Origin of the sequence: Steroidobacter sp., from assembly GCF_036406195.1 — a bacterium.
Lineage (GTDB): Bacteria > Pseudomonadota > Gammaproteobacteria > Steroidobacterales > Steroidobacteraceae > Steroidobacter.
The window spans coordinates 89,315-114,806 of sequence record NZ_DASWVW010000052.1 but is presented as its reverse complement, the minus strand read 5'-3'; the positions used below and the strand labels follow the sequence as shown (position 1 = coordinate 114,806).

22 protein-coding genes and 1 pseudogene are annotated in these 25,492 nt (G+C 61.7%); 21 read left to right on the top strand and 2 right to left on the bottom strand.

Annotated elements, in window-relative coordinates; all coding sequences use genetic code 11:
* The 15 genes and pseudogenes from VGE08_RS20325 to VGE08_RS26620 all read left to right on the top strand — a co-directional run.
* Window positions 1–294 carry a hypothetical protein gene (locus tag VGE08_RS20325; RefSeq protein WP_331069751.1) on the top strand — a complete coding sequence of 98 codons (294 nt, stop codon included), beginning with the start codon at window positions 1–3 and terminating at the stop codon, window positions 292–294.
* On the top strand, window positions 281–1,495 hold the full coding sequence (locus tag VGE08_RS20320) for a pilus assembly protein TadG-related protein (protein ID WP_331069750.1): 1,215 nt from the start codon (window positions 281–283) through the stop codon (window positions 1,493–1,495). The genes VGE08_RS20325 and VGE08_RS20320 overlap by 14 nt, the downstream gene beginning before the upstream one ends.
* Before the next feature lie 2 nt (window positions 1,496–1,497).
* A complete protein-coding gene (locus VGE08_RS20315) occupies window positions 1,498–2,316 on the top strand; it encodes a hypothetical protein (protein WP_331069749.1) in 819 nt (272 codons plus the stop codon).
* A complete protein-coding gene (locus VGE08_RS20310; RefSeq protein ID WP_331069748.1) occupies window positions 2,313–3,020 on the top strand; it encodes a hypothetical protein in 708 nt (235 codons plus the stop codon). Before VGE08_RS20315 ends, VGE08_RS20310 begins: the two co-directional genes overlap by 4 nt.
* A complete protein-coding gene (locus tag VGE08_RS20305; protein WP_331069747.1) occupies window positions 3,017–3,169 on the top strand; it encodes a hypothetical protein in 153 nt (50 codons plus the stop codon). Before VGE08_RS20310 ends, VGE08_RS20305 begins: the two co-directional genes overlap by 4 nt.
* A 26-nt stretch (window positions 3,170–3,195) precedes the next feature.
* Entirely contained in the window at window positions 3,196–3,987 is a 792-nt protein-coding gene (gene cpaB, locus VGE08_RS20300) for a Flp pilus assembly protein CpaB (RefSeq protein ID WP_331069746.1), read from the top strand.
* A gap of 3 nt (window positions 3,988–3,990) precedes the next feature.
* Complete coding sequence (locus tag VGE08_RS20295; protein ID WP_331069745.1) at window positions 3,991–5,052, top strand: type II and III secretion system protein family protein; 1,062 nt, start codon at window positions 3,991–3,993, stop codon at window positions 5,050–5,052.
* Between the two features lie 30 nt (window positions 5,053–5,082).
* Window positions 5,083–7,323, top strand: coding sequence for a Tox-REase-5 domain-containing protein (locus VGE08_RS20290; RefSeq protein WP_331069744.1), 2,241 nt, complete (start codon window positions 5,083–5,085; stop codon window positions 7,321–7,323).
* Window positions 7,324–7,332: 9 nt separating this feature from the next.
* Window positions 7,333–8,511, top strand: a complete 1,179-nt coding sequence (locus tag VGE08_RS20285; RefSeq protein WP_331069743.1) for a hypothetical protein — start codon at window positions 7,333–7,335, stop codon at window positions 8,509–8,511.
* Between the two features lie 236 nt (window positions 8,512–8,747).
* Entirely contained in the window at window positions 8,748–8,951 is a 204-nt protein-coding gene (locus VGE08_RS20280; protein WP_331069742.1) for a hypothetical protein, read from the top strand.
* Window positions 8,952–9,031: 80 nt separating this feature from the next.
* Window positions 9,032–9,496, top strand: a complete 465-nt coding sequence (locus VGE08_RS20275) for a hypothetical protein (protein ID WP_331069741.1) — start codon at window positions 9,032–9,034, stop codon at window positions 9,494–9,496.
* 27 nt (window positions 9,497–9,523) lie between these two features.
* Window positions 9,524–10,825 carry a CpaF family protein gene (locus VGE08_RS20270; RefSeq protein ID WP_331069740.1) on the top strand — a complete coding sequence of 434 codons (1,302 nt, stop codon included), beginning with the start codon at window positions 9,524–9,526 and terminating at the stop codon, window positions 10,823–10,825.
* Between the two features lie 12 nt (window positions 10,826–10,837).
* A complete protein-coding gene (locus VGE08_RS20265; RefSeq protein ID WP_331069739.1) occupies window positions 10,838–11,677 on the top strand; it encodes a type II secretion system F family protein in 840 nt (279 codons plus the stop codon).
* 10 nt (window positions 11,678–11,687) lie between these two features.
* Window positions 11,688–12,581 (top strand): type II secretion system F family protein, encoded by an 894-nt coding sequence (locus tag VGE08_RS20260; RefSeq protein ID WP_331069738.1) that lies wholly within the window; start codon window positions 11,688–11,690, stop codon window positions 12,579–12,581.
* 41 nt (window positions 12,582–12,622) lie between these two features.
* A pseudogene (locus VGE08_RS26620) lies at window positions 12,623–12,949 on the top strand (DUF192 domain-containing protein); the annotation flags it as partial.
* A 209-nt stretch (window positions 12,950–13,158) separates the two neighbouring features.
* On the opposite strand, the gene VGE08_RS20255 reads toward VGE08_RS26620, so the two are convergent.
* Both VGE08_RS20255 and VGE08_RS20250 read right to left on the bottom strand, forming a co-directional pair.
* Entirely contained in the window at window positions 13,159–15,168 is a 2,010-nt protein-coding gene (locus VGE08_RS20255) for a C1 family peptidase (RefSeq protein ID WP_331069737.1), read from the bottom strand.
* A 35-nt stretch (window positions 15,169–15,203) separates the two neighbouring features.
* Window positions 15,204–17,321 (bottom strand): ATP-dependent helicase, encoded by a 2,118-nt coding sequence (locus VGE08_RS20250; RefSeq protein ID WP_331069736.1) that lies wholly within the window; start codon window positions 17,319–17,321, stop codon window positions 15,204–15,206.
* Between the two features lie 95 nt (window positions 17,322–17,416).
* Between VGE08_RS20250 and VGE08_RS20245 the strand changes: the two genes are divergently transcribed.
* From VGE08_RS20245 to VGE08_RS20220, 6 genes are all read left to right on the top strand, one after another.
* Window positions 17,417–18,823 (top strand): hypothetical protein, encoded by a 1,407-nt coding sequence (locus VGE08_RS20245; protein ID WP_331069735.1) that lies wholly within the window; start codon window positions 17,417–17,419, stop codon window positions 18,821–18,823.
* A complete protein-coding gene (locus tag VGE08_RS20240) occupies window positions 18,820–19,740 on the top strand; it encodes a hypothetical protein (protein WP_331069734.1) in 921 nt (306 codons plus the stop codon). The genes VGE08_RS20245 and VGE08_RS20240 overlap by 4 nt, the downstream gene beginning before the upstream one ends.
* A gap of 155 nt (window positions 19,741–19,895) precedes the next feature.
* Entirely contained in the window at window positions 19,896–20,060 is a 165-nt protein-coding gene (locus VGE08_RS20235) for a hypothetical protein (RefSeq protein WP_331069733.1), read from the top strand.
* A gap of 21 nt (window positions 20,061–20,081) precedes the next feature.
* Window positions 20,082–21,161 (top strand): hypothetical protein, encoded by a 1,080-nt coding sequence (locus tag VGE08_RS20230; RefSeq protein WP_331069732.1) that lies wholly within the window; start codon window positions 20,082–20,084, stop codon window positions 21,159–21,161.
* Between the two features lie 75 nt (window positions 21,162–21,236).
* Complete coding sequence (locus tag VGE08_RS20225; RefSeq protein ID WP_331069731.1) at window positions 21,237–24,014, top strand: DUF2339 domain-containing protein; 2,778 nt, start codon at window positions 21,237–21,239, stop codon at window positions 24,012–24,014.
* Window positions 24,014–25,411, top strand: a complete 1,398-nt coding sequence (locus tag VGE08_RS20220; protein ID WP_331069730.1) for a DUF3999 family protein — start codon at window positions 24,014–24,016, stop codon at window positions 25,409–25,411. The genes VGE08_RS20225 and VGE08_RS20220 overlap by 1 nt, the downstream gene beginning before the upstream one ends.
* Window positions 25,412–25,492 lie beyond the last annotated feature (81 nt).

Sequence of the window (25,492 nt, the reverse complement as noted above, 5' to 3'; positions counted from 1 at the left end):
ATGAGCATCAAGGACGTGAGATCTAAAACACCGGCGCGCAACGCCCAGCGCGGCCAGGGCATGAGCGAGTACATCATCATCACCGCGCTGGTGGCGGTGGCCGGCATCGGGCTGTTCGCCGCTTTCGGCGATGTGCTGCAAAACCAGATGGCGGGTATGAGTCGCGAGATGGCTGGCCAATCGGCCACGCAAGACATCACCGATGCGCAGGCATCCGCGACCACGGCACAGAACCGCGCCGCGCAAGCTGACAGCCTGTCCAACTACAACCAGCAAACCAATGCTGCTCAGTAAGCGTCATTTGCAGCAGGGGCAGATCGCTCCGGTCGCGCTGTTCGGCGTGCTCGTCAGCAGCGCGGCGCTGGTCGTGATGTTCAACACCGGACAGAAAGTCACGGAGCGATCACTCGTTGCCAACGCCGCTGATGCCGCGGCGTATAGCGGCGCCGTATGGACGGCAAGACATCTCAACTTCATCGCCTATTCCAACCGAGCCATGATTGCCAATCACGTCGCCGTCGGACACTTCGTCTCATACGTCAGTTGGGTGCGCTATATCAACGACTCGCTGCAGGCGATCGATCGGGTCACGCAGTGGATTCCGTACGTCGGCCAGTACGTCGACCTGGCCCAGCAGATCTCGGCTCAGGTTCGGGATGTAACCGAACAGTCCGCGCAGATCGCGATCCCCGCGCTCGACGCCTGGAACGCCAACATCCGTGCCGCTCAAGTCGAGGCGCATGCTTCGCTAGCGTTTCACAATCTCCAAAGCTTGATGAGCCAGACGGCTCGGTCCTACGACCCGCACATTCTCATCAATGACGGGAACGCGCTGTCCCAGATGCCCGAGGAGCTGCGAGCGGTACTCGACACGCAACTGATGACTCAGTCCGCGGCGGTACCCACGTTCATTCGACGCTATACCGCCGGGGATGACAGCAACTTGATGCAACAGCTGGTGAACACGAGTCTGCGCGGCAATGGCGACCTGCAACGTTGGATCGTCGGCGAGCGCGGTTGGCGTGAAAACCTGCTCGTCGCCCAGATTCGTAAGCGCGGAGCTACATCAGTCAGCCAGACCGGAAATGCTTCGGACTGGCGGGCGGAAGATCAGCTTCAGTTTCGCACTCGGGGTGTGTTCGGGTGGCGTAGCTGGCGACGCATCGGTGATCGCGTGAGCAGCGCCAGTGCTCGCGAGTTCGATTCGAACTATGCGGGTGTACCGGCCTATTACAACGTGGCTGGCCAGCCTGGAGATACGTCACTTCGCATCGCCGCCGTCGCCACGAAAGCCCAGTCGCGTGTTGCGACGGCCGATCTCCTGGCAATGACTGCGACACATCATCCTCTAGCCGTGGCCGCAGTCGCGCGAGTCGAGTTTCGGCGCCCGAGCGGTTCAGCGTTCGCGTCCATCGGCGAGCGCAGGCACGAGTACGCGAATCTCTTCAATCCCTTCTGGGAAGCCAAGCTCGCACCGGCCATGTGGAGTCTTTGACCGTGCTGATCAGAAACATTCGCGGTAATGCGCTGGTCGAGACGATGGTGGCTCTGGTGGCGCTGCTGCCATTCCTCGGTGGCGTCGTGCTGTTGGGAAAGCAGTTGGATCTGAAGCACAAGACTCTGGATGCGCTTCGGTATTCAGTGTGGGAGCGCACGGTGTGGAGCGGCAGCGGCGCCAACGCCAAATCAGAAGCCGATATCGCGACCGAAACGCTGGATCGCTCCTTTGGCGATCCGGCCACAGGCGTCTTGCCTGTGGACGTGCTGCACTCCACAGGGGTATCGCGCAATTCGTTCTGGACACATCGCGGACGTTCACTGTTAGCGGCATCGGCGAGCAGCGCCATCTCATCCCAACTCAGCGAAGGCGCGTCGCCCGTCGAAGCAGGCCACGTCTTGATGCCGGGGCTGGCTTACGGCTCCGGACCGGTCGGCGTCGCAGCCACCGCATTACAAATGGACCATCTTGGCCTGACTCGCCGCGCTTACACCCGCGTCAGCGTGGAAACAAACATTCAGCCGCTGCTTCACGGGGTAAGCGCGCCGCCTCTATTGCAGCGCGCCGATGGCGCGATTCTCAGTGACACCTGGTCGCCGCGCGATGAGGACGATTTCGGTCGCAGAGTCGATCGAATTACTGCCAACGAGCTCATCGAAACCCTCGAGCTCCCGGGCCGGCCCATAGCGCTGCAGTCGCTCGGCAAAGGTGGTCCGCTGTACGGCGAAGGTCAATATGCATCGGAGGTTCAACTTCGGCCGCGCTCCAATGCCCTGCCCGCAGCCTACGTGACCGACCGAGAGGTGGGTGAGCCATGATCACCCGTTCATTTCGTTTGCTAGTGACGGCGCTTGCGCTCTGGTCTTTGCCCGCGTCGAGCGAGCGCATGCCGACGCCACGCTCACTTCCCGACCTCAATGCTCCACCGCAAGGATCGACGCAGTGGATTGCGCGAAACATGCGAATGAATGGATTGCCAATGACGCTCAAAGCCTTCAACTCTCGCCTGTCGCCCGCGGGAGTGCTGGCCTACTACGAGTCGCAGCTGAAAACGTCGAGCAGTCACGAGACGCGGCGGATGATGAAGTCTCCGTGGCAAGTGCTGATGTTCAGATCGCACGCTCACTTCATCACGGTTCATGCACGAGCCACGATCGGCGGAAGCGAGGGAACGATTCTCGTCAGTCCGGCGCTCGATCCCGCTGCGCTCCATGTTCGTACCGACTTTCCGCGACCATCGACGGCGCGCATCGTCAACTTGCAACAGTACGACGATGCCGGCATGCAATCGGAGCACATCAGCCTGTCGAGCGGTCGGACGCCCTTCGTCGAAGCTCAGGCATTCTCACAGCTCCTGACCCGTGACGGTTGGACGCTGATCTCCACGCGACCGACACACGAGACGCATCGAGGTTTTGTACTGGAAGCGCAGCGCGAGGCCGAGCACGCATTGCTGGTCATCATTCCCGATATGGCACGCCCGGCGAGCACAGCCATCGTTGTTACGTGGAAGAAGTCATGAAACGTGCGGGACAACAGGGCTGGAGCACTACCGAGTATCTCGCGATTCTCACTGGCCTGGTGGTGTTGTGGCGGAGCTCGCAACTGGTGCTGGAGCATCTTGCCGAGCATCACGACGAGTTCTCCTGGGCATTGATGATTCCCTTTTAGTTACAGCTTCGCTCGAGGAACGAGCAATGAAAGGCATATGGATCACGGCACTCATGATCGGCGGCGCACTTGCCGCCGGTGGTGGCGCTGCGTATTTCGCCAAGGGCTACATCAGTCGCCAGATGCGCGCCGAGCGCGAGCAGCTTCACAGTCAGTATCAATTGGTGAATGTCGTGGTCGCCAAAACCGACCTGGCGCCGGGCGCGATCCTCTCCAGCCAGACAGTTGCAGTTCGCGAGGTCCCGAGGACTTTCCTGCATACCGATGCCGTTCGCTCGGAACAGTGGAGTGCTATAGCAGGGCGAGTCCTGTCGCGTGGCGTACGCAGCGGCGAAGCGATCCTCAATGCTCATCTCGCTCAAGGTCTCGGAGCAGGATTCTCCGCGCAACTACCGGACGGCACGCGTGCGCTGACCTTTCCTGTCGATGAAGAGGCTTCAATTGCAGGCATGCTTGCGCCCGGCGACCGCATCGACCTGCTATTCACGACGGCTGCAGCGAATGACAGCGTCACCATCCCATTGTTGTTCGCTGTGCCAGTGATCGCGACAGGCGCGCGAACGCAGACGAACGAGAATGCATTGCCCGACAGGCTGCAGACCGGCCCCTTTCGCACCATCACGGTGGCTGTCACACCCGGCGACGCCGCAAAGATCACTCTTGCCCAGGAGGCCGGCAGAATCTCAGTGGCGCTTCGTCAGCGCAATGATCATAGCGACGCTCGCATCGCTCGCGTCACCAAGAGCAGCTTGCTGAGAGGCGATGCGCAACCTGGCTCGCCGCGGCCTCGCGTCCAAGTAATTCTCGGTGGAGTTTGAGCCATGAGCGCCTTCATGTCTGTGGGAGCATGGCTGGTCGCCGCGCTGCTGCTCAATACTTCGACCACCGAAGCGCTGGGCCAAGCGCCGGTTGCCGTACTCTCGGTGCCCGAAGGGCAGAGTCTGCTGATCCGCGCGCCCAGCGTGCGGCGAGTGTCGGCCGGCGATGGCGCCACCATCGATATCAAAGTGCTCGACGACACGCAGGAGATCCTGGTGCTCGGGCGCAAGGCGGGCACGACCGACCTGCGCATCTGGTCTCGCGATGGGTCAAGCACTGCGTATCTGGTGCAGGTGCTTGGCATCGTCGATCCGATCGCGACACCTGCAGCGTCGTTGCAGGCCGAGTCCACCATTCTCATCAAGGCAAAGCTCATCGAAGTTCGCAAGTCCGCGCTGCGCGAGATCGGTGTTGATTGGGCCGATATTGCCGCCGGACCGGTACTCAGTACGGACGACGGCGTGGCGCTGACCACGACCGTGGACTCGATGATTCATCTGCTGATGAATCGCGGCGATGCGCGCTTGCTCGCCGAGCCGACGCTGACTTGTATAAACGGCGGGCAGGCGGATTTCGTCGTGGGTGGCGAGGTGCCGATTCCCGTCCAGAACCAGGATGGCGCACTCAATGTGGTGTTCAAGCAGTTCGGCATCCTGCTGAACGTCGAGCCGCAGGCGAATGCCGAGGGGTTGATTCGCACCAAGGTTGGCGTGGAGGTCAGCAGCGTCGACAAGGCCAACACGGTGCTGGGCATTCCCGGCTTCGCCACTCGCAAGACCAACACCGAGATGAATGTGCAGTCGGGCGAACCGATGGTGGTGGCGGGTTTGTTCAGTGCCGACGATGCCAAGACGGTCTCGAAAGTCCCTGGATTGGGTTCGTTGCCGATCCTCGGCGAGCTGTTCAAGTCACGGCAGTTTCGCCGTGGCGAGACCGAGCTCGTGGTGCTGGTTACACCACAGATCATCGACGCTGATTCGAGCGCGGTTCGCGAAGGTGTTCAGCGCTTAGACCGGCTCGAGCGTGAAGCGAAAGAGACGTTGAAGCCGCGGCGCAACGACTGACCCTGGAGATAGCAAGGAAGCGAGCGTCACATGGATGTGACTGGAGCAAAAAGCCGCACACGGCGGCAGTCGGGAGCCGCAATCGTCGAAGCGACGATTGCGCTGCCGCTGCTGATCGTAGTGATCCTGGCGGCGGTTCAGTTCGCCTTTGTCTATCAGGCGAAGGCCACGCTGAATCACGCAGCACTGCAAGCTGCCCGTGCCGGCTCTGTTTCCAATGCAGCGCCCAACGCTATTCGACGCGGCCTTGCGCGCGGGTTGGCGCCGCTTGTTTCTCCGGATGCTTCTCTGGAAGGCGTCGCCGGAGCTGTCGCAAGCATCGAAGCCGAGCTGCTGACCGACGCGCGCATTCGCATCCTCAATCCGACGCGTGAGGCATTCGAAGATTTCGCCGTCGATGTCGATGGTGTTCGCGAGCTGCCGAACGATCGTCTGCACGCTCGGAATACGCAGCCAGGACCCACCGGCGGACTCAACATTCAAGACGCGAATCTCCTGCGCGTCGAGGTCACGTATGGATATGAGCTAAAGGTCCCGCTGGTAGGCGGTGTTCTCGCACGTCTGTTGTCATCGCCGCGCGAGAGCGATGCGTTTCACCAGCAACTGCTGCGCCGAAGCCGGTTGCCAATCACGGCCACGGCGACCGTGCGCATGCAGAGCCCGCTGCACTTCAGCGAGCTTCTGGTCTCTCGCGCCGACCTGCCGGAAGTTGAGCGGTACATGGCGGGCGCGGGGTCGCCTGGCAGCGGCACAAGCCACAACGCTGACGAAGCTGCTGCGGGCGATACCACAAGCTCGACCGGATCAGCGAGCGACGAGGGCAGTCATCTCGGCGAAGGATTCTTTGGCTTCGGTTCGGGTGAAGCATCGCCCGCGGATGCGTCCGGCGACGAGTCGGCCGACGATGCTGAAGATGGCAGCGGCGGGGAAGCCGATTCTTCCAACAACCCACCGCTCTGTTCTGTCGAAGCTGCTGACCCGCAACCTGCTGCGGAAGATCGAAGCACCCTCGGACGCGTCTGGGACGAACTGCGCGGTCTCGCGGCCGACGCGTATGAGTTCGTTCGCGGCTTCTGGGAGGGACTGCGAGATCAGATCGGCGATCTGATTGCCGCCATCACGGATCCGATCGAGACGGCTCGGGGCATCTACGAGTTGGCGATGGCGTTCATGGAAGACCCCGCCGGCACGGCGCGGACCATCGGCGCCGCTTTGGGCCATGACCTCAGCCAGCTCGTCGAATGCAGCGCGTTCGATCGCGGTCGCGTGCTGGGCAGCTATGTCAGCCCGGCATTCATGCTCAAGCTCGCGACCAAGCTCGCGCGCTTTGGTCGTGCGGGTCTTCGTGCTGCTGCTGATGCAACCAAGCGTGAGCTTGGCTGCGCGAGTTTCGCCGCCGACACGTTGGTGTGGTCTGGCGAGCGTGGCGTACCCATTCAGTCGCTCGAGCCGGGCGAGTGGGTGGATGCGCGTAGCGATCGCACCTATCTCGATCGCTCCCGACAAGTTACTCACGCTTTCGAGCGGCACGCGTCGGCACATCACGTTGTTAGGACTGAAGCGTCGCGGCTTGTCGTTACGGAGGAGCACCCGTTCTGGGTGCAGGGTCGCGGCTGGACCGCGGTTCGTGACATCGAAGTCGGCGCCCCGATCGCCACTGCCGGCGGCGACACGTTGGTGCTCGATAACCGGCGCGTCGATACGGCGCTACAGGTTTTCAATGTCACGGTTGCCGATGACTCCAGTTATTTCGTCGGCGATGAACGTGTATGGGCGCACAACGCGACTTGCACCGTTCGCGTTCCTTACTATGTTCCGCGCAGCCCGAGCAACTTCGCCGTCGGCGCTAGCGATGGCGGCCCGGGCATTTGGTCGACCATCGGCCGGCCTGATAACGACGCCTATCGCTATCAAGAACGCATCACCGGTGCGCCTCGCGGCGTCGAGTACAATGTCAATGGCGTGAACTTCGACGGCTACGACGCCCAACGCGACGTACTACTTGATGCGAAGCATTGGACACAGGAATGTCCGCTGGGTGACAAGTGCCGGTCGGAGCCGCTAAAGCAGAGGTTGGCAGCCACTCTTATTGCCGAGGCCCGCCGGCAACTAGATGCGACACGAGCCACTGGCACAATGATCGAATGGCGTGTTGTAGACGAAGAGATGGCTCTGCGCATCGGCGCAATACTCGATGCAAATCTACACAACGGGAGCGCTCGGCAACGAATAACAGTGATTTACACGCCGCCGTCCGACATTCAAGGATAGGATGTTCAAATGAGCCGTACCGTAAACACGATCGTGATCTGGGCATTGGCTTTGCACCGCCGCCCTACGTTGCTGAAGGAATATCAGGAGCAAACGCAAGTATTGCTTGCCGGGCTTCAGCGTAGCCATCCAGAGTTCAGACATTTGCTAGGCGTTAGTTCCAGGACAACGCGCGCAATATCGCCGGACCTGACAGGGCTAGCGGATGATATTGCTGCGCTCGTGTATGACGACCTGCACCCCGCGGACTATCTGCACCTTACGGAGCAAGGAGGACTCGGTCCAAGCACACTATCTAAAATCGGCTTCTCTGTGACCTATGGATTGCTTGACCCTGATGGCTCGATGATGCCAATCGAGAGAGGCGGCGCTCGCCTGATGCTACAAGGGAGTTCCGCGAGCCCTGAGCCAGACTCGACAGCAGTTTTGGAGGTCACAGAGGCGGCGTCATGCATAGATAGCCTTGATAGCTGCAGTTTCAAGGAGCTGTTAAGTTATCTGCTCACCAACTGGCCTAGCAGCTTTGGCGGCGTATCGGTCGCAGACTATCAGCAACGCATACGAGGCTCTAATCGCGCCTCCTACGCCGGCCAATGGCTCTACTACCTCCCCTTCCCGTCCCTCGCCCGCTGCCTCCCTCCCGACATCCACCACGAGCCCTTCGCCAACGGCATCCTCATACAAACAACTCCTCACATACCCGACGTCAACAATCCAGCCGACATTGCCGCTGGCCTCCGCGTGCGGGACGTGCTGGACGAATTCGGGCTGGTGAACGACGCGACGTATGCCATCGAAGGCTGGCCACCCGACCAGGAAGAAATGCTCTACGAGCAATTCATCAGCGGCGCGCCGCCCGATCGCAAGTACATGGTCCATTGCATAAACTTCGACGGCTACGACGCCAGCCGCAAAGTGCTGCTCTACGCAAAACTTTTCCGCCGCCTGAAGAGACACCCCAAGGAGTGGGGCCTCCGAGGTTGGGATGGGCCGGTGTTGAATGAGGCGAAGCGGCAAGTGCGGGCGGCAGCGAAAGCGGGCGGAGTGCCGATCGAATGGCACATCGGCCTCGAAGAACCTGCACACCAGGTACGTCAACTGCTCGCCGACTACACCAACATCACTGAGCATCAGCTACGAGTGATCTACACACCCCTCGAAGAAGCGCTGACGAGGATGCAACGCTAACCAACAGCGCCCCATCGAGGATCGGACCACCAACCACACAGGCAAGGAAGGCCAGTGAAACAGCATCACATCCAACGCACACCGTATGCCCGCACTCCGCTGTGGCGTACGTCACCCAAGCCAAGCCACGACATGAAGTCGAGGCGCATGGCATCCAACTCTCCCCGCGAGATCAAACCACAGCGCTGCGCCGCGAAGGCACGACATCACTCCAGCCGAACGACGAGGCCAAGCAAATGAGCGCCTACCTCCTCGGCAATCTCTTAGGTCGCCTGGTTCTGTCGTATGCCCTCGTCTGGCTACTGCTGTGCCTGACCGTGGCTCGACTGAACTGGCGTGAAGCATTCAGGCGAACGAATCATTGGAGTGGCCTGAGCGCCTCCATCACGACTTTCCTCATCGGCCTGATAGCAGCACAGCCGAATGGACTCTCGCCATGAAACACGCCGCTCTCCTGATCGCCAGCCTATGCGCGATCGCATCAACCAACGCTACCGCCAATCAACGAACCGGTCGACCCATGATCATCCACCGCCTGCCCGCACTGAACCTGGAAATCTGGACCGAGCAAGACCCGGCTTGGGAAACCCGTTTAGAAACAAACGGACGTGCCGCCATGTTCGTGGCGGAACCGCCGGCACTGACGTACCCGCCAGCGCACATGAGCTGGACCACTCTGGCACATCTCAGATTCCGTCAAGAACAGATGGAAGCCGCCACGCGCGGAGTCTTGCATCAGATGGCGATCAACTACGGCGTCCAACCGCCGAGACACCTCAGACAGCGTCAATACGGCGAGCTGACCGGCTATGAGGCGACTTTCCAGGCCGAGTCGGACGGGCTGCCCATCGACGTGCACCTGTTCTGCGGTCATCGCGAAGGCAAGCCCGCCGTGGTGATGCAAGTCGTCACCTTGAGAGACAGGCTGCCGCATCTGTCCGAGCACATCCGTCGCTCATGGACCCATTTGCGCTATCTCGATTGAGCAGGCCCACGAGCGAAGGAACGCACGATGAGCACCCCGTACGCCGAGCTGTCAGCGGCACTCAAGGAACAACTGCAGCCCCTGGTCCTGCGCGAGCTCGACCTGTTTCGCCGCACGGCATTGAACGATCTGGCGACGGCGGATCTGCGCGCCGAAGCCAAGCAGGCGATCGAGACCATCCTCGCGTCCGGTGCCGTGCGACTGCCGGAAAGCATCGATCTGCCCACGTTCGTGCAGGAGATGACCGCCGAGATCATGGGCTACGGGCCCATCGAGCCTTATCTGCACGACGACAGCATCAGCGAAGTCATGGTGAATGGCCCGAGTCAGATCTATGTTGAGCGCAACGGCCTGCTCGCACCCGTCCACGCGCGTTTCATCAGCGCCGACTCGCTGATGCGCGTGATCGAACGCATCGTCGCGCCCCTCGGTCGCCGCATCGATGAAGGAGTGCCGATGGTCGATGGCCGGTTGCCAGACGGCTCGCGCGTGAACGCCATTATTCCGCCTCTCTCGCTGATCGGGCCGATTCTCACCATTCGACGCTTCGCAGGTCAGCGTTATTCGATGGCACGCCTCGTCGACGTCGGTGCGCTGACCGCGGCGATGGCCGAGTTCCTCAAAATCTGCGTGCAGTATCGCAAGAACATCATCGTGTCCGGTGGCACGGGTACCGGCAAGACCACATTCCTCAATGCGCTATCCGAATTTATCGCCAGCACCGAACGCATCGTAACGATCGAAGATGCCGCAGAACTGCGACTCGCGCAGCCACACGTGCTCTCGCTGGAAGCGCGGCCACCGAATGTCGAAGGTCGTGGCGAAGTCACCATTCGCGATCTCGTGCGCAATGCACTTCGGATGCGGCCAGACCGCATCATCGTTGGCGAATGCCGCGGCGGTGAGGCGCTCGACATGCTTCAGGCCATGAACACCGGGCACGACGGCTCCCTCACAACAGGTCACGCCAACTCACCGCGAGACTTGTTGTCACGCGTGGAGGTGATGGTACTGATGGCCGGCATGGAGCTGCCTGTGCGAGCCATCCGTGAACAGATCGCATCGGCCATCGACATCATCGTGCAGCTCTCCAGATTCAGCGACGGTCGTCGGCGAGTGACCGCCATCGTCGCCGTCGAGGGCCTGGAAGGCGATGTGATTCTCACGCAGCCATTGTTCAACTTTCGACAGAAGGGCATCGGTGTGCAAGGCACCGTCGACGGCCGCTTTCAGGCCTGTGGTCAGCCGCCAGCCTTTTATGAAGTCCTGGACGAAGCGGGCATTCGCCTGGATCGAAGCATCTTCACCGACGCGCCCGACAACGGCTGAGGTGTAAACACAATGAGAGATACGCTGCTCGCACCCCTCATCTGCGCTACCCTCGCCGCCACACTGCTGGCCATGTTCATCATGAAAGTGGTGAGTAGTTATCGGCGATCGTTCATCGCGGAAATCGGGACCAGCCTAAAACAGAACTTTCTGCTGACGAACCCGCGTTCGTTGTTCTTGATGAGCAGCGCACTTACCGTCATCGCAGGCTCTCTGGCTCTTGCACTGGCCGGCCCGGTCGCGTTCGTCACCGCAACCATCGCAAGTCTCGCCGGTCCTTGGTTGTTGGCGAAGCGACTGGCGGCTCGCCGACGAATGCAGTTCGTCTATCAACTTCCCGATGCCTTGCTGGCCCTGGCTTCCGCCTTACGCGCCGGCTGCAACCTGATGCGAGGACTGGAACTGATGGCCTCGCGTCAGCCCGCGCCATTGAGCCAGGAATTCAGCATCGTGCTTGCCGAACAGCGAGTCGGACGACCTCTCGCGGAGTCGCTGGACGATCTTCGCCGCCGCGTCGGTGCTCCCGAGCTCGACCTCATGAACACCGCGATGAATGTTTCGCGCCGCGTCGGCGGCAATCTGGCGGACACACTCGAATCTCTGGCGCGGACGCTGCAGGAAAAAGCTCATGTCGAAGGCAAAATTGATGCGCTGACATCGATGGGTCGCGCGCAAGGCTGGGTGGTCGGCCTCCTGCCCATCTTCATCGGGTTGGTGTTGTACGCACAGCAGCCGGAACGCATGAGCCTGCTGTTCACGCAATGGTATGGGTGGGTCGTGCTAACTATCGTTGCGGCCATGATGGCGGTGGCGGCCTGGATGATTCGCAAGATCATCCACATCGATGTGTGAGGACACCCGCATGTACGTCGCCATGTTGCTGGCCAGCGTGAGTTGCTCTCTGATCGTGCTGCTACCTCTGGCATTGCGGACGACGACGCTTCCGCTGCCGAGTCGCGACGAACAGTGGCGGGACGACTTGCCCTGGTTCCTTCGAGCGCTGCGGCCGGCGATGCGCTGGTATAGCTCGGCAGTCGATGCATCACTGACCTCACAGCGGCGCGAAGTATTGCAGGCCCAGCTGGATGCTGCCGGAGCCGCGTACCTGATCAACCCGGCAGAGCTCATCGTCATCCGCCGGGTCGTTGCGGTGCTGGGCGCGCTCGTCTCCATCGCCGCCATCATGCTGTTCAACCTTGAGGATTCGCTTCACATCGCAGTAGCGGCCGCGATCACGCCACTGGCCTATCTCTATCCCGATCTTCGGCTGCGCGAAGTCACGAAGCGCCGTCAGTCGCGTTTCGCCAAGGAGTTTCCGTTCTTCCTGGATGTCCTCGTGCTGGCAATGAAGGCCGGCTTGAACTTCACCGCCGCGCTGGAACAAGCAGTGAGCTCGTTGGCCGTTGGGCCGGTGAAACAAGAGTTCTCCCGTTTCTTGCGTGAATCGAGGGCAGGGCTGACTCGCCGGATCGCGATGGATCGACTGGCGGCCAGAGTCATGCTGCCTGCAGTGATCAACTTCGTCGCTGCCGTGGCGCAGGCCGAACAGACCGGCGGATCGCTGGGTGAAGTCCTGACGGATCAAGCACGGCAGCGACGGCAAGAGCGCTTCCTGCGCGCCGAAAAGCTGGCGAATCAAGCACCCGTGAAAATGCTGTTGCCGTTGATCGCGCTGTTATTCCCGACCACTTTCATCATCATCGGCTTTCCGATCGTCATTCAACTGCTACAGGCCGGCGTGTTCGGCCTGTTCTAGCTCGTCAATACAGGTAGGGACTGCGAGTGCAAGGAGGCACCATGAAGACCCTGGAATTGCGTACTGTGGATGGTCGTTGCGTTGCTCCTCAGGTGCAACTGGCCTGTTCGTTTCGCTCGCGCTGCATAGGCTTGCTGCGCCAGGAAAGCATTTCCGAGCAGGGAGGCTTGTTGCTAGTGCCAGGCGGCAGCATTCACACGCTCGGCATGCGTTTCAGCATCGACGTCGTATTCCTCAGCAGACAAATGCGCGTGCTCGGGCTGGCGGAGCGAGTGCCGCCATGGCGATTGGTAGTCGCACCGCGTGGCACGGCTCGTGTATTGGAGCTTGCCGCCGGCAAGATTGCGGCGACTCGATTGACGACAGGCACCTATTTGACTGTCGATTCAGCGCCAGCCGATCCGAGTGAGCGGCCGACGATCAAGCTGCCGCGAGTGCAAAGTACCGCCTGCGAACGCTTGCCCATTCAATTCTCGCTGCGGCTGCCCTTCGAGCGGCGCTGCACGGGCCCAATCAAACCCCAGTGCAGCCCGGCTCAATGCAGTCAAAGCAGGTGCGGTGCCAGCGCAAAGACTCGTCAGAACCCCGCCGCCTTGTCGGCTCGCACCCGGCTCTCGCGCAGCGAAGAAGCGGAGCGTTGGAAGCTGATCGAGCCGCTCTTGGGCACACCATCGCCGAGAATACGGCGCAGCGTCGCTTTGACGGTCGCGCCGTCGTCATCGAAGGCGCCATGATGCAAGGCGGTCGACGCATCGATGGCGTTCACCGGCTTGTTGTTTGGCGAAATCACGAGGTCGGCGTTGCCACTCTTGAACAACGCCGTCAGCTCGGCGTCCTTGCGCAGGAACTTCTCCATGCCGAGGATGGGCACGCCGTCGCGGAACAGTGGAATGCGCGGCTTGTCTTCAAACGAGTTCGAGACCAGATACAGCAGCGACTTGTGATAGACGTTGGCGCAATGGTCGTCCTGTTCCGCTTTGTCGGAAAGGGTGAACAGAGCGAAGCGTTTGACGCGCTTCTTCTTGATGGCCGGCAGATAGTGCTGCTTGAACAAGTCGATCGTGCAAGCCGGTGCCCACAGCGTGCACGTTTCCACATCGATGCCAGCCTCGTTGAGCGCGGTAATCAACGGCGCATGGAAGATGCTGCCGGCGCTGTGGCCGACGATGTGAATCTTTGGCACTTGCGACTTCGGCAGATTCTTCAGCAGCCATTGCAGATGGCCGACAACGGCCCGTGCACCGCCCTGTTCGCGCTGAGTTGCCCGCAGCGCGTTCTCCTTCATCTCGTCCCATGCGGCCTTGCCGGAAAGCAGTCGCGCCAGCGGCTCCAACGCATCGTCGAGCCGGTCCAGCATGAAATCCTTGGCTGAATCGAGCGCACCTTCCGGCCGGCGACGCTGGAAAGCGTCGTTCAAGATGTTTTTGACCGTGGTCCAATAGTCGCTATGCCAGATGAAGGTGAACGGGTAGATGCCCGCCGCGAGCATGGGGGCGCGGTAGTCGGCAAGCCGTTGCACGGCAGCGTTCTCGCTCACCAATCCGCCATGCGCGTACAGCAGGATGTGCTTGTAGCCACCTGTCTCGATGGCCTTGGGAAGCTCGTTTCTGAACAAGTGCTCGACTTCGTCGGCGGATGTGCCGTAGTTGCCGCCGGCCCTGAACTCGCCATTGTTGCCGAGACTGATGATGTGCGGCCGCAGATCCGGATACGAATACGCTGTCGATTGGCCAGCCGATGCCGAGTGCGCGACCGCAGTCGAGCCACTCTTTCTGAGCTCGATCGGTACGCCAAGGCGCGCCACCCACACATCGGTGCCATTCTGCAGCCAGTCGTCGTAGCTGATGCAGGCGAACCCTTCGTAGCCCCACTCCTCGCCCCACGAGTTCTGGATCCACAGGCCGCGCTCGTCATAGCCGACGATGGCGAAAGCGTGCGCGCCGAGCAGCTTGTCCGAATACTCGATCAAGCCGTCATCGCCGGGTTGTGTCCAACCTTCGTGCACATTGGAGGTCGCGAACAAGACGCCGACTTCGGCGATGGCCGCATGCATGGCCACCAGGTCCTTGTGATTCACTCGAAAGTAGGCGCCGAGTGGACGGCGCAGGGCGTCGGCGGTGCGGGCATCGTTCAAGCCCGTCAGCAACAGACCCTTGTTGCTCTTGCTGGGCACTGAGGGCCAATACTCTTCGGAGCACACGCCATGCTTGTGCCAGCCCTTCATGGCGCCACGCGCGCTCGAACCTGAATAGTTCTCGCCTGGCCACTCGTCATAGCGCTTGGCCAGCTCGTACAACATGCGCGGGCTGACCGGATTGCAATCGCTTACCACCTGCCGCGTCGTCAGCAGGTAGTTCACGACAGTGGCGAGGCCATATCCCGTGCACGCACCTTCATAGCCTTGATCGAGGATGGGAATGCCATGCTCGCGATAGCGCTGCAACTCGCGCTTGGTCGGCACTTCGACCAGGGTGGGGACATACATCTTGTCCCGGAAATCCAGGGTGTCGCGACGAACGTCGAATGTTCTCTGTTTGGGTTTCTTACGGCCGCTGCCGGCCTTGGCGCGAGTCGTGCGCTTCGTCATGAGTGTTGACCAGGCGAGTTGTTATGAAAAGCGGGTCAGTCCCACATTGCGCGCAGCGCCGCCGCTGCGTCAATTCGTACTTTGGTGTCAGAAGCTTTGCCGGGCGTTGCGAGCGGCGTGGCCGGCCAGGCGCGTTGTTCGAAACATTGCATGAGCTGGTCGGTCATGAAGCGGCTGCGCGCACCGTAAACATGCGCATCGCCGGTGCGGCTCTGCTGTGTGATGTAGTACTTCAGCGGCGCGACCAGGTGCAGATCGTGCCTGGCGCGGGTCATCGCAACGTACAGCAGCCGGCGTTCTTCCTCGATCAGATCGGGCCGGCCGGTGGCGTGCTCGTTGGGAAAGTTGCCGTCGGCCACGTTCAATACATACACCGAGTCCCATTCCTGGCCTTTGGCCGAGTGAATGGTGGACAGGATGAGATAGTCCTCGTCGCGTGCCGGATCGCCGGCCAGATCGCTGCTGACCTGCGGCGGGTCCAGCGTCAACTCCGTAATGAACTGCTCGCGCGATGCATACTGGCCCGCGAGCCGTTCGAGCTGCTCGATATCGCCCATGCGCACGCGCGCGGCATCGTAGATTCGTTCGAGCTGCGGCTCATACCATTTGCGCAGGCGACCGAGCTGACCGAGCCACTCGCGTGCCTGCGAAAGATCATTCACCAGCTCGACCAAGCCGGCCCAATCCTGCTCCGCGGCGGCAGGCATGCGGTAGGCAGCCAGGGTCGGCCAGGCATACCCGCTGGCTTCGAAAACCTTCAGACACCGCTCGGCGACGGCAGGCCCGACGCCACTCAACAACTGCAGCACGCGAAACCCGGCGATGCGGTGCTTGGGATTGTCCGCCCAGCGCAGCAGCGCCAGCACGTCCTTGACGTGCGCCGCTTCGAGAAACTTCAGGCCGCCATACTTGGTGTAGGGGATATTGCGCCGGATCAGCTCCAGTTCGAGCACGTCGCCGTGATGGGAATTACGCATCAACACCGCCTGCCGGCGCAGCGCCACGCCTTGCTCGCGTGCGGCCAGGATTTGCTCCACGACGTACAGCGCTTGAGCTTTGTCGTCTTGCACCGATACGTAGACAGGCCGCCGCGATGAGGCGCGCCCCGAGCGCAACGCTTTCTGGTATTGCCGCGGGCTGTCACCCATCAGGGCGTTGGCGGCGTCGAGAATCGGTTGCACCGAGCGATAGTTGTGTTCGAGCTTGATGATCTCGGCGGCTGGCGAGAAGCGCGCGGGAAATCCCAGGATGTTTTCGATCGTGGCAGCACGAAACGAGTAGATCGCCTGGGCATCGTCGCCGACCACGCAGACACCCGCGCCGTGCGGCTTCAGCGCCATCACGATCTCGGCCTGCAGCGTGTTGGTGTCCTGATATTCATCGATCAGGACGTGCGAAAAGCGTGCGCCGATTTCCTGAGCAAGCCGCGGTTCCTGAACGAGCAGATGCCAATAGAGAAGCAAGTCGTCGTAGTCCAGCAGCTGTTGTGAATGCTTGATCTCGACGTAGCGCCGGAACAGCCGTGTGAGATCGTCGGCCCACTCGGCACACCAGGGAAAAACGTCTTGCAGCGTCTGCGCCAGCGGCGCACGGCTGTTCACCTTGTGCGAGTAGATTGCAAGACAGGTGTCCTTGCGAGGAAAGCGCTTCTCCTTTTTGGAGAACCCCAGCTCCTGTCGCACGACATCCAGCAGATCGGCCGCATCACCACGATCCAGCACGGAAAAGGAGGGTTCCAGCCCGACGACGTGCGCATATTCGCGGATCAAACGGTTGCCGATGGAATGATAGGTGCCCGACCAAAGCAGGCGAGCTGGTTTGATATGTATGGCGCCGGCCTTCGGAGGGTCGCGTAGTGCCTGAGTGGCAATCCGTTCCGCCCTTCGGAGCATCTCCTGCGCCGCGCGGCGGGTGAACGTCAGCAAAAGGATGCGCTCGGGCGGTACTCCTTGGAGAAGCAGATGCGCGACTCGATGTGCAAGCGTGTTGGTCTTACCCGTGCCGGCGCCGGCGATGATCAGCAATGGGCCGGCAGTAAAGCCCTCCGCCGAATGCGTGCCATACAGAGCGGCGCGACGCTGAGCGGCATTCAGGCCTTCGCCAAAAGCGGCGGCCGGTGGCTGATCGAGGGAGGTGCTGGCGGCGATACGCATCGCGGCTATGATGGCGCAAAACTGTATATAACGACAGAGGGCTGTAAAGAGCCTTGCTTGCTGCTGGCCGCGCCCTGCCGGCAGAATCTCGCGCCATGCTCTACCTGGTGCCTCATCTGGTCACTCAGCGCAGCGCGCGACTTTGGCTGTGCGCACGAGGACTCGATCAGGCACAGCTCGACTCAGTCTCGTTGCGAGTCAACGGCATCGACGTGCCGGTGCCGGCCGCTGCCTGGCAGCGCTTCCCATCGGCAAAGGCCGCGGGATGGCAGCCTGTCGGCGCCATGCCGCTGCACTATCAATTCATCGACAAGGACGGCCTGATGCCGGATCGTCCGCACCAGGCGAGCGCGAACCTCAACGGCGATCGAGCAGCGCAGGCGAGTTTCTTGACTCTGCCCGAGCAACTGGGCGATGAGACCCGGCCGCTTCGTGTGCTGCTGTCCTCCTGTTATTTCACCGGCAACAAGCGGTCGCGACTCGCGTCATCGCTGTTTTCGCAGCTGGATCGCAATGGAATCCGGCCACACGTGCGCATCTGGGCGGGGGACCAGGTCTATCTGGATGCGCCTTGGTACGAGTTCGCGATCAAAGCTCACAGCGCTGCGGAGCTCGAGCGGCTGCATTCCGCCACATACGCGCGCACGTGGTTCGACGAACAGGGTCTCGGCACCATCCTGTCAAAGGGTGCGAACGTGTTTTGCACGGACGACCACGAGTGGTGGAACAACGCGCCGGAACCGAGCGGACTGGCGCGAGACACTCGCAAACGAAAGACACGGGAAGCATGGTCGGCCATGGCTCGCGAGCTTGCGAGTGCATTCCAAGGTGATACGGGCACCGTGCGACGGTTCCGTGTGCCACCGCTGGATTTTCTCGTGCTGGATGCGCGAGTACATCGATCCGAGTGCTGCGAGCGGTTGTTCTCGGATGATCAATGGAAGCAACTGCGTGCCTGGGCGACGGAGCCGCAGGGGCTTGGTGTGCTGGTGACGGGTCAGCCGGCGTTCGAAACGACTTCGCGACGCCGCGGCAGCTTCAGCGACTATCGATTGGCTGACTACGAGTATGAATACGCAGCCTTGATGGAATTGCTCGGCCGTGCAACCCGCAGCACCACGTTGCTGACAGGAGATTTGCATTTCAGTCGCGTCGCATGGTCGATGTTTCCAGCCAGCGCCACCACGGGCAGCGTGGAGAGACGCGTTACTGAACTGATCAGCTCGCCATTGGCTCTGGTTGCCGGCGGGGATTTGTTGTCATCGTTCGGGGGTTGGACAGCGGCACCGAAAAAGGCGAGCGTGCCGGCACGGCATCCGTTCAATGGTGCATCCATGCACACCGACGATAGCCTGCGCTCTTTGGCTGAGGGCACGATGCTGCTGGAGGTCTATCGGCGCGGGCAACGAGTCTTCTGTATGGTCTCGCACTGGCGGTTGAGCGACCTCGACGCCGCGCGGCCGTTCTTTCGCAAGGAATACCTTCTAGGGATCGCACCATGAATCTTTCCGGACTGCGCCGCTCGGATGTCACCAACGGCAATCCGCTGCTGACGGAAACATCGGCCGACGCCGCTCCCTCGGGAGAAATGGCGAACTTTGCCTGGCTGGAGGCGACCGGTTATCGCGATGGCGTGCTGTTGCTGGGCGGCACCTCCATCGTCGATTTTCGGATGCGCGTCGCGCAGTCGGAGTTGCGGCAGGACTTGTTGCCCAGCTTCTGGTCCACGTGCGGTTTGCTGATCGACGGCAAGCTGCTGATGACGGCTCGCGTCGACGCGATCAGCAACAGCAGCGCGCGCGTGGAACGCAATGGCCTGGAAGCGGTCCCGCTGGACGCCGACTCGCACTATGGCGATCCGACGCTGTATCCAAACATGGCCATCCTGCAGTTCACCAAGGACCATGCAGCGATCAGGGAGCATGTCGCCCGCATCGGGCAGGAGCGCAACATCGTCGACCTGCTGGCGCAGGTGGTTGCATGGCTGGGCTACTGCTGGGCGGTCGGCAACAGCGGCAATCCGTTGTTGCACGGTCATGGCATTCCATCGGCAACATTGGTGGAGCGCGCGCACGGTCTGGCGGGTATCGATCTCAGCCCGGGATTGCCTTCCGCATCGAGCTGCCCGGAAGCGATCTGGCAAGCAGCGCGCTGGTGGTACAAGGCATACGATCCGGTCGAGCCCTCAGCTTCAACGAAGTCAGAATCCGCGCCGTTCAAGCCCAGAGGTGCGTATCTGATTCGACAGCCGGCGGCGGCAGCGGCGGGAATTAGAGACGATGTCCAGGGCGATCAAATCGTGCGTTCGTCGCGCAGTGATGCGCTCATCGAAGGTCTGCGCCGTCGCGAGTCGCCCCAGCCCAAGTCCAAGTCGGCCAAGTCGGCAACGGGGCGGCGGGCGCCTGCCAAGAAGAAGTAAAGGCGTCGCTCGCGGCGCTCAATCCTACAGGCGCGAAATCAGGCCTACAGGCGCGAAATCAGGGCCTGGCACATTCGGCAAAGGCGGCCGGAACCCTGGCAGCCATGGGGCGTTTTCCACGGCAGTCAGGATAGGCGCTGAGAGGCCCTTCAGTCATGAAGCCATTGGTGTGGTTGGGCATTGGATTGATCGTGGCCTGGGCCGTGCTCTGGCTGGGCATCAAGATTGCCCTGTTCGCGGTCCACGCGTTGCTGTTGATCGGAGTGGCCCTCATCGGCTGGGGCTTGCTGCATCGAGCGCACGCGGATAACCCGTCGTAGCGCGAGCGGAAATTCCCGGCGATGCGTGACCTGCCGCCAGAGCTTCCCGAGTCGGTGGTGCAGGCACATCAGCACGCACGGGCCAATGGCTTGATCTATGTGTCCGATGCCGAGCCAGGCATCGCACGTCTCAAACGCGGCAACGGCTTCTGCTATCTGGGCCCCGATCGCAAACGGATCACCGCGACGCGCGTTCTCGATCGCATCCGCAAGCTGGCAATTCCACCGGCATACACCGAGGTCTGGATCTGCACCAAGGAACGCGGCCATTTGCAGGCGACCGGCAGGGATGCTCGCCGCCGCAAGCAGTATCGCTATCACCCCGACTGGCGCAGCACGCGCGACCACGGCAAGTTCTCCAAGATGATCGAGTTCGGCACGCAGCTGCCCAAGCTGCGCCGGCGCCTGAAACAGGATCTGGCGCTGCCCGGCCTGCCCAAGAACAAGGTGCTTGCCGTCATCGCTACATTGCTGGACGAAACGTTGATTCGCGTCGGCAACGAAGAGTATGCGCGCACCAACCGCTCCTACGGACTGACGACGCTGCGAAACAAACATGTGACTTTCCTACGGGACGGCCGTGCCTCCTTCAGCTTTCGGGGCAAGAGCGGGCGACAGCACGAGGTGGTCCTCGACGACCGCCGGCTGGCGCGTCTCATCAAGCACATTCAACAGTTGCCCGGGCAGGCGCTGTTTCAATATGTGGACGATGACGGTCAGCGACAGCCGGTCGACTCCGGCATGGTGAATGAGTATCTGCGCGAGGCCATGGGCGGTGACACCGATTTCACGGCCAAGGACTTTCGCACCTGGGGCGGCACGGTCCGGGCGATCGCTTTCCTGTCGTGTCAGGCGCGCAGTGAGCCAATGAGCCAGCGTGCGTTCAATGCGTGCGTTACCGCCACGGCGCGCAATGTCGCCGAAGCCCTGGGCAACACGCCAGCGGTGTGCCGGAAGTCATATATCAATCCAGTAGTATTCGATGCCTGGAAGGCCGGGATCGTCGAGCAAAGGGTGCCGCACACCTCGATGTCGCCCCGCCGGATGGAGTTGGCGGCGCTGGCCCTGCTCAGAGCCAACATGAAACGAACTGTGAAGTGAGCTGTTTGCGCTTCGTGCGCCGCTCCAGCAAGATGCGCCCGCCGGCAGATAGCCCGGCAGTCCATCGGTGCACGCATGCAGCCGGAAAAACAAGCATCCTCCAAAGGATCGACGATCGGTCTGGCGTTGCTGTTTGGCGTGGTCGGGGCGTCCCTGGCGTCCGGCATCGAAGGGTTCTGGTATGGCGCCATGTTCGGCGCGCTATTGGCCCAGGTGCTCCATCTGCGTGGCCGCGTCCAGTCGCTACAGGAGCAGCTGCAGTCACTGCGCCTGTCATTTGGCCTTGGTGAGACCAAAGCGCGCGCCGCGCCGTCACAAGCTCCCGCCGAACTCGCGCCGACATCTGAAGTCGCTGCCCCGGTCCCGCCGGTGGCGACGGAAGCAGAACCGACGATATCCGAGCCGATCGCTCAGAGAGATCTCGCCGCCGAGGCGCCGAGCACACCGTCACCCACGGAGCCTGAAGAACAAGGAGTACCCGCTCCGATATCGCCGCGGCGGCCCGCAACACCGCCAGAACCGTCACCTGTCGAGCGCCTGATCGGCGAATTCATCGGCTGGCTCAAGCGCGGCAATCCGCTGGCGCGCATCGGCATCGTGATCCTGTTCTTCGGCGCAACGTTTCTTGCGAAGTACGCCGCAGACAACAGCTTGTTTCCTATCGAGCTGCGTTTCATCGCCATCGCGCTTGGCGCGTTCGGTTTGTTGATCGTCGGCTGGCGCTTGCGAGACAAGCGGGCCGTCTATGCGCAGCTGCTACAGGGCGGCGGTATTGCCGGGTTGTATCTAACTGTGTTTGCCGCGACCAAGTTCGATCTGCTGCCTACGGGACTGGCCTTTGGACTGCTCGTGGTGATCGCGCTTGCGGCCGCCATTCTCGCAGTCGGGCAGAACGCGCTTTCGCTCGCGGTCATCGGCACGGCCGGCGGCTTCCTTGCGCCCATCATGGTGTCCACCGGCAGCGGCAACTACATTGCGTTGTTCAGCTACTACACCGTGCTCAATCTCGGCGTGTTCGCAGTCGCCTGGTTCCGCACTTGGAAAGTGCTGAACGTGCTCGGCTTCGTGTTCACATTCACGATCACCGGTCTGTGGCGCGCCAGCGGCTATGAAAGCGAGGATCTGTTCGCCGCCGACGCTTTCCTCATCCTGTTCTTCCTGATGTATGTCGGCGTGTCGATCCTGAACTGCGTGCGCCAGCCGCCGGACCTGAAAGGTTACGTGTCGGGCTCGCTGGTGTTCGGGTTGCCGGTCGTGGCGTTTGCGCTGCATGCGTCGATGGTGTCCAGAATCGAGTATGCGATGGCGTGGAGTGCGTTCGCGTTGGGCGCGTTCTACCTGGTGCTCGGATGGACGCTCTATCGCACCGGCCGCGAGAGCTTCCGCCTGCTGGTCGAAGCATTCGCCGCGCTCGGTGTAATCTTCGCCAGCCTGGCGATTCCGTTGGCGTTCGATACACGCACCACGGCGGCGATGTGGGCGGTCGAGGGTGCCGGCCTGCTTTGGCTCGGCATCAGGCAGGAGCGAAAGCTGGCACGCGCATTCGGTGCGTTGTTGCAGCTCGGCGCCGGCCTGGGCTGTTTGATCGGCTTGTACGACCGCTACGATCAACTGCCCATCCTCAATAGCGCCTATCTCGGCACGGTCATGCTGGGTGTCTCGGGTATCTGCAGTGGCTATTGGTTGTTCCGTAATCGGGAGCAGCGGGCGCGGTACGAAACGGGCGCCGATGTCGTGTTCACGATCTGGGGCGTGGCGTGGTGGCTATTGGGCGGCCTGCGCGAGATCGACAAATTCCTGCCCTCGGTGGACTATGGCCTCTGGTTGACCTTCGTCGCCGTGACGGCAGCATTGCTGGCCGTGTTGAGTTTGAAACGCGAATGGCGGCTGCCGTTGCTCATCGCGCTGTTCCTGCCGACGATGTTCACCATGCTCGGACTGGTCGCCGCGACCGACCTCGATCATCCATGCGCTCGATGGGGTGCGCTGGGTTGGGTGGCGCTGATCGCCGTTCACTTCTGGATCCTGCGTCTCGGCGAGACACGCGATATCGGATGGCTCGATGCATTCCATGCGGGCGCCGTCTGGCTGCTTACGCTGCTGGTTGCATGGGAAGCAAGTTATCAAATAGCCGATCTCACGACCGGCGTGTGGGCGCTATTGCCCTGGGGCGTCGTGCCCGCCTTGGCGATTGCGTGGCTGGGTCGCGAGCAGCTGAGTCCGCGTTGGCCTGTGGCGGCGCGCGAGCAGGCGTACCGAATTCATGCGGCTCTTCCCGTGGCTGTGGCAATGAGCCTTTGGGTGGTGCTGATCAATCTCACCAACACAGGCGATTCGACCTGGCTGCCGTACCTGCCGTTGCTCAATCCGCTCGATATCAGCGTGGCCTTGTGTTTTGCATCGCTCGCGATGTGGTGGAGCTCGCTGAGCGATCGGCAACGCGAGACGTGCTGGCAATTCGATATGCGTGCCTTGATTGCAGTCGTGGCGGCCATGGTATTCATCTGGTTGAACGCCGCGCTCATTCGCACGTTGCATCACAACTTCGGTGCGCCGATTACTCTCCATGGCATGGCGCATTCGACGCTGGTGCAAGCCTCGATCTCGATATTCTGGGGCGTGCTGGGCTTTGTAGCCATGACCCTCGCTGCGCGTCGGCGCTGGCGCTCCGTCTGGATCGTCGGCGCCGGCTTGATGATCGTCGTGGTTGCGAAACTGTTCCTGGTCGATTTGTCCAATGTCGGTACCATCGCACGCATCATGTCCTTCCTCACGGTCGGCGCGCTGCTGCTGGTGACGGGTTATCTCGCCCCACTGCCCCCGCGGAAGATGACCGAGCAGGTGACGGAGTGATGAGCTCAAACAATCGCATTGTCATGACGGCACGCTCGATGTTTGTTGGCGTGGGTTGCCTGCTCGCGGCGGTCAGCGTCGCCGCGTCTCCCAGCAAGAACGATTACGCCTCGGGTATCGTCGTGGAGAGTGCCAATACGCAGCCCATGATCGAGGCGTTATTGCCCGACGAGGTTTATCGCGGCGTCACGCGAGCCGATCTCACCGATCTGCGCGTGTTCAATGCCGATGGCATCCCGGTACCGCACGCGTTCTGCGCGTCTCCTCAGAGCTTGTTCCCCCCAGTGACCGAACAATCGCTGCAAGTATTCGTGCTGCGCGGACGCGATCAGCTTTACACGGGGAGCTCGCGGGTCAACGTGGAAACCTCGGCGGGAACACGAGTGGAGGTGCAGGAATCGTCACCACCGGCACCCGAGGTCGTAACAGGCCGGATTCATATCATCGACGCTCGTGATGCCCGGCCATTGCGGGCGATTCGTTTCGACTGGCGCAGTCCGGATGATGTTTCGGAAGTGAAGGTGCGCATCGAAGCCAGCGATGACCTGGATCGATGGCAAACGGTCGTGCCGGCGAGCACCTTGTTGCTGGCACGGCAGAATGGCCAGGAGTTGCGTCGCGAACGTATCCAGCTGCCATTGCGCGAATACGGCTATCTGCGCGTGCAACGCATCGACAACGGACCGCCGCTGATCATCAACTCGGTCACGGCCGAGGTGGTGGGCGAGGCCGAAGAAATCGAACCTCTATGGTTCAACGCGACCCGCGTCCAGTCCGCTGAAGCGGATGTGCTGGCTTTCGACGCGGAGCACGTCGCGCCCGTGACCTACGCTCGCGTCCGGTTGCAGCAGGAGAACAGCATGGCCAGCATCGCCTTGCAGAGCCGGGCCGATGAGCAGTCGCCGTGGCGCGATCGTTGGAGGGGCGAAAGTTATGTGATCGTTTCGGACACGGTGCGGCGGGAGAGTCCGCCGGCGCGGTTCCAGCCAACCTCGGATCGTTACTGGCGTGTACAGATCCTGCAGGACGCCCGGTTCTATCAGGACAGCTCGCTCGAGTTGGGTTATCGCCCGGCCAGGTTACGTTTCCTGGCGCAGGGCCCGGGGCCGTTCACCGTCGCTTTCGGCAGCCGCCGAGCGGAGCTGGCCCAGCCGGCTGCTTGCGATGGATTGCTGGCCGATGTCAGCGGGGCGGATCGCGAGCGCATGATCGAGCAGGGCTATCTCGGCCAGCTCGTCTCCCTGGGCGGCGCCGACGCCCTGAAGATTCCGCCCAAGAAGACCCCGGTCAAAGTAGTGGTTTTGTGGGCCGTGCTGGTGGTGGGCGTGGCTGGGCTGGTCGGCATGGCCTTGTCGCTGCTCAAGCGGGTACGGCATCCCCCTAACCTGGGCCGCTGAGCCCCGGGTACATGGATGTACCCCGTCGCCGCAGCATAGAATAACCGTCCTTTTTTCGGGCGCGGGCCCTGTGGGCCTAAT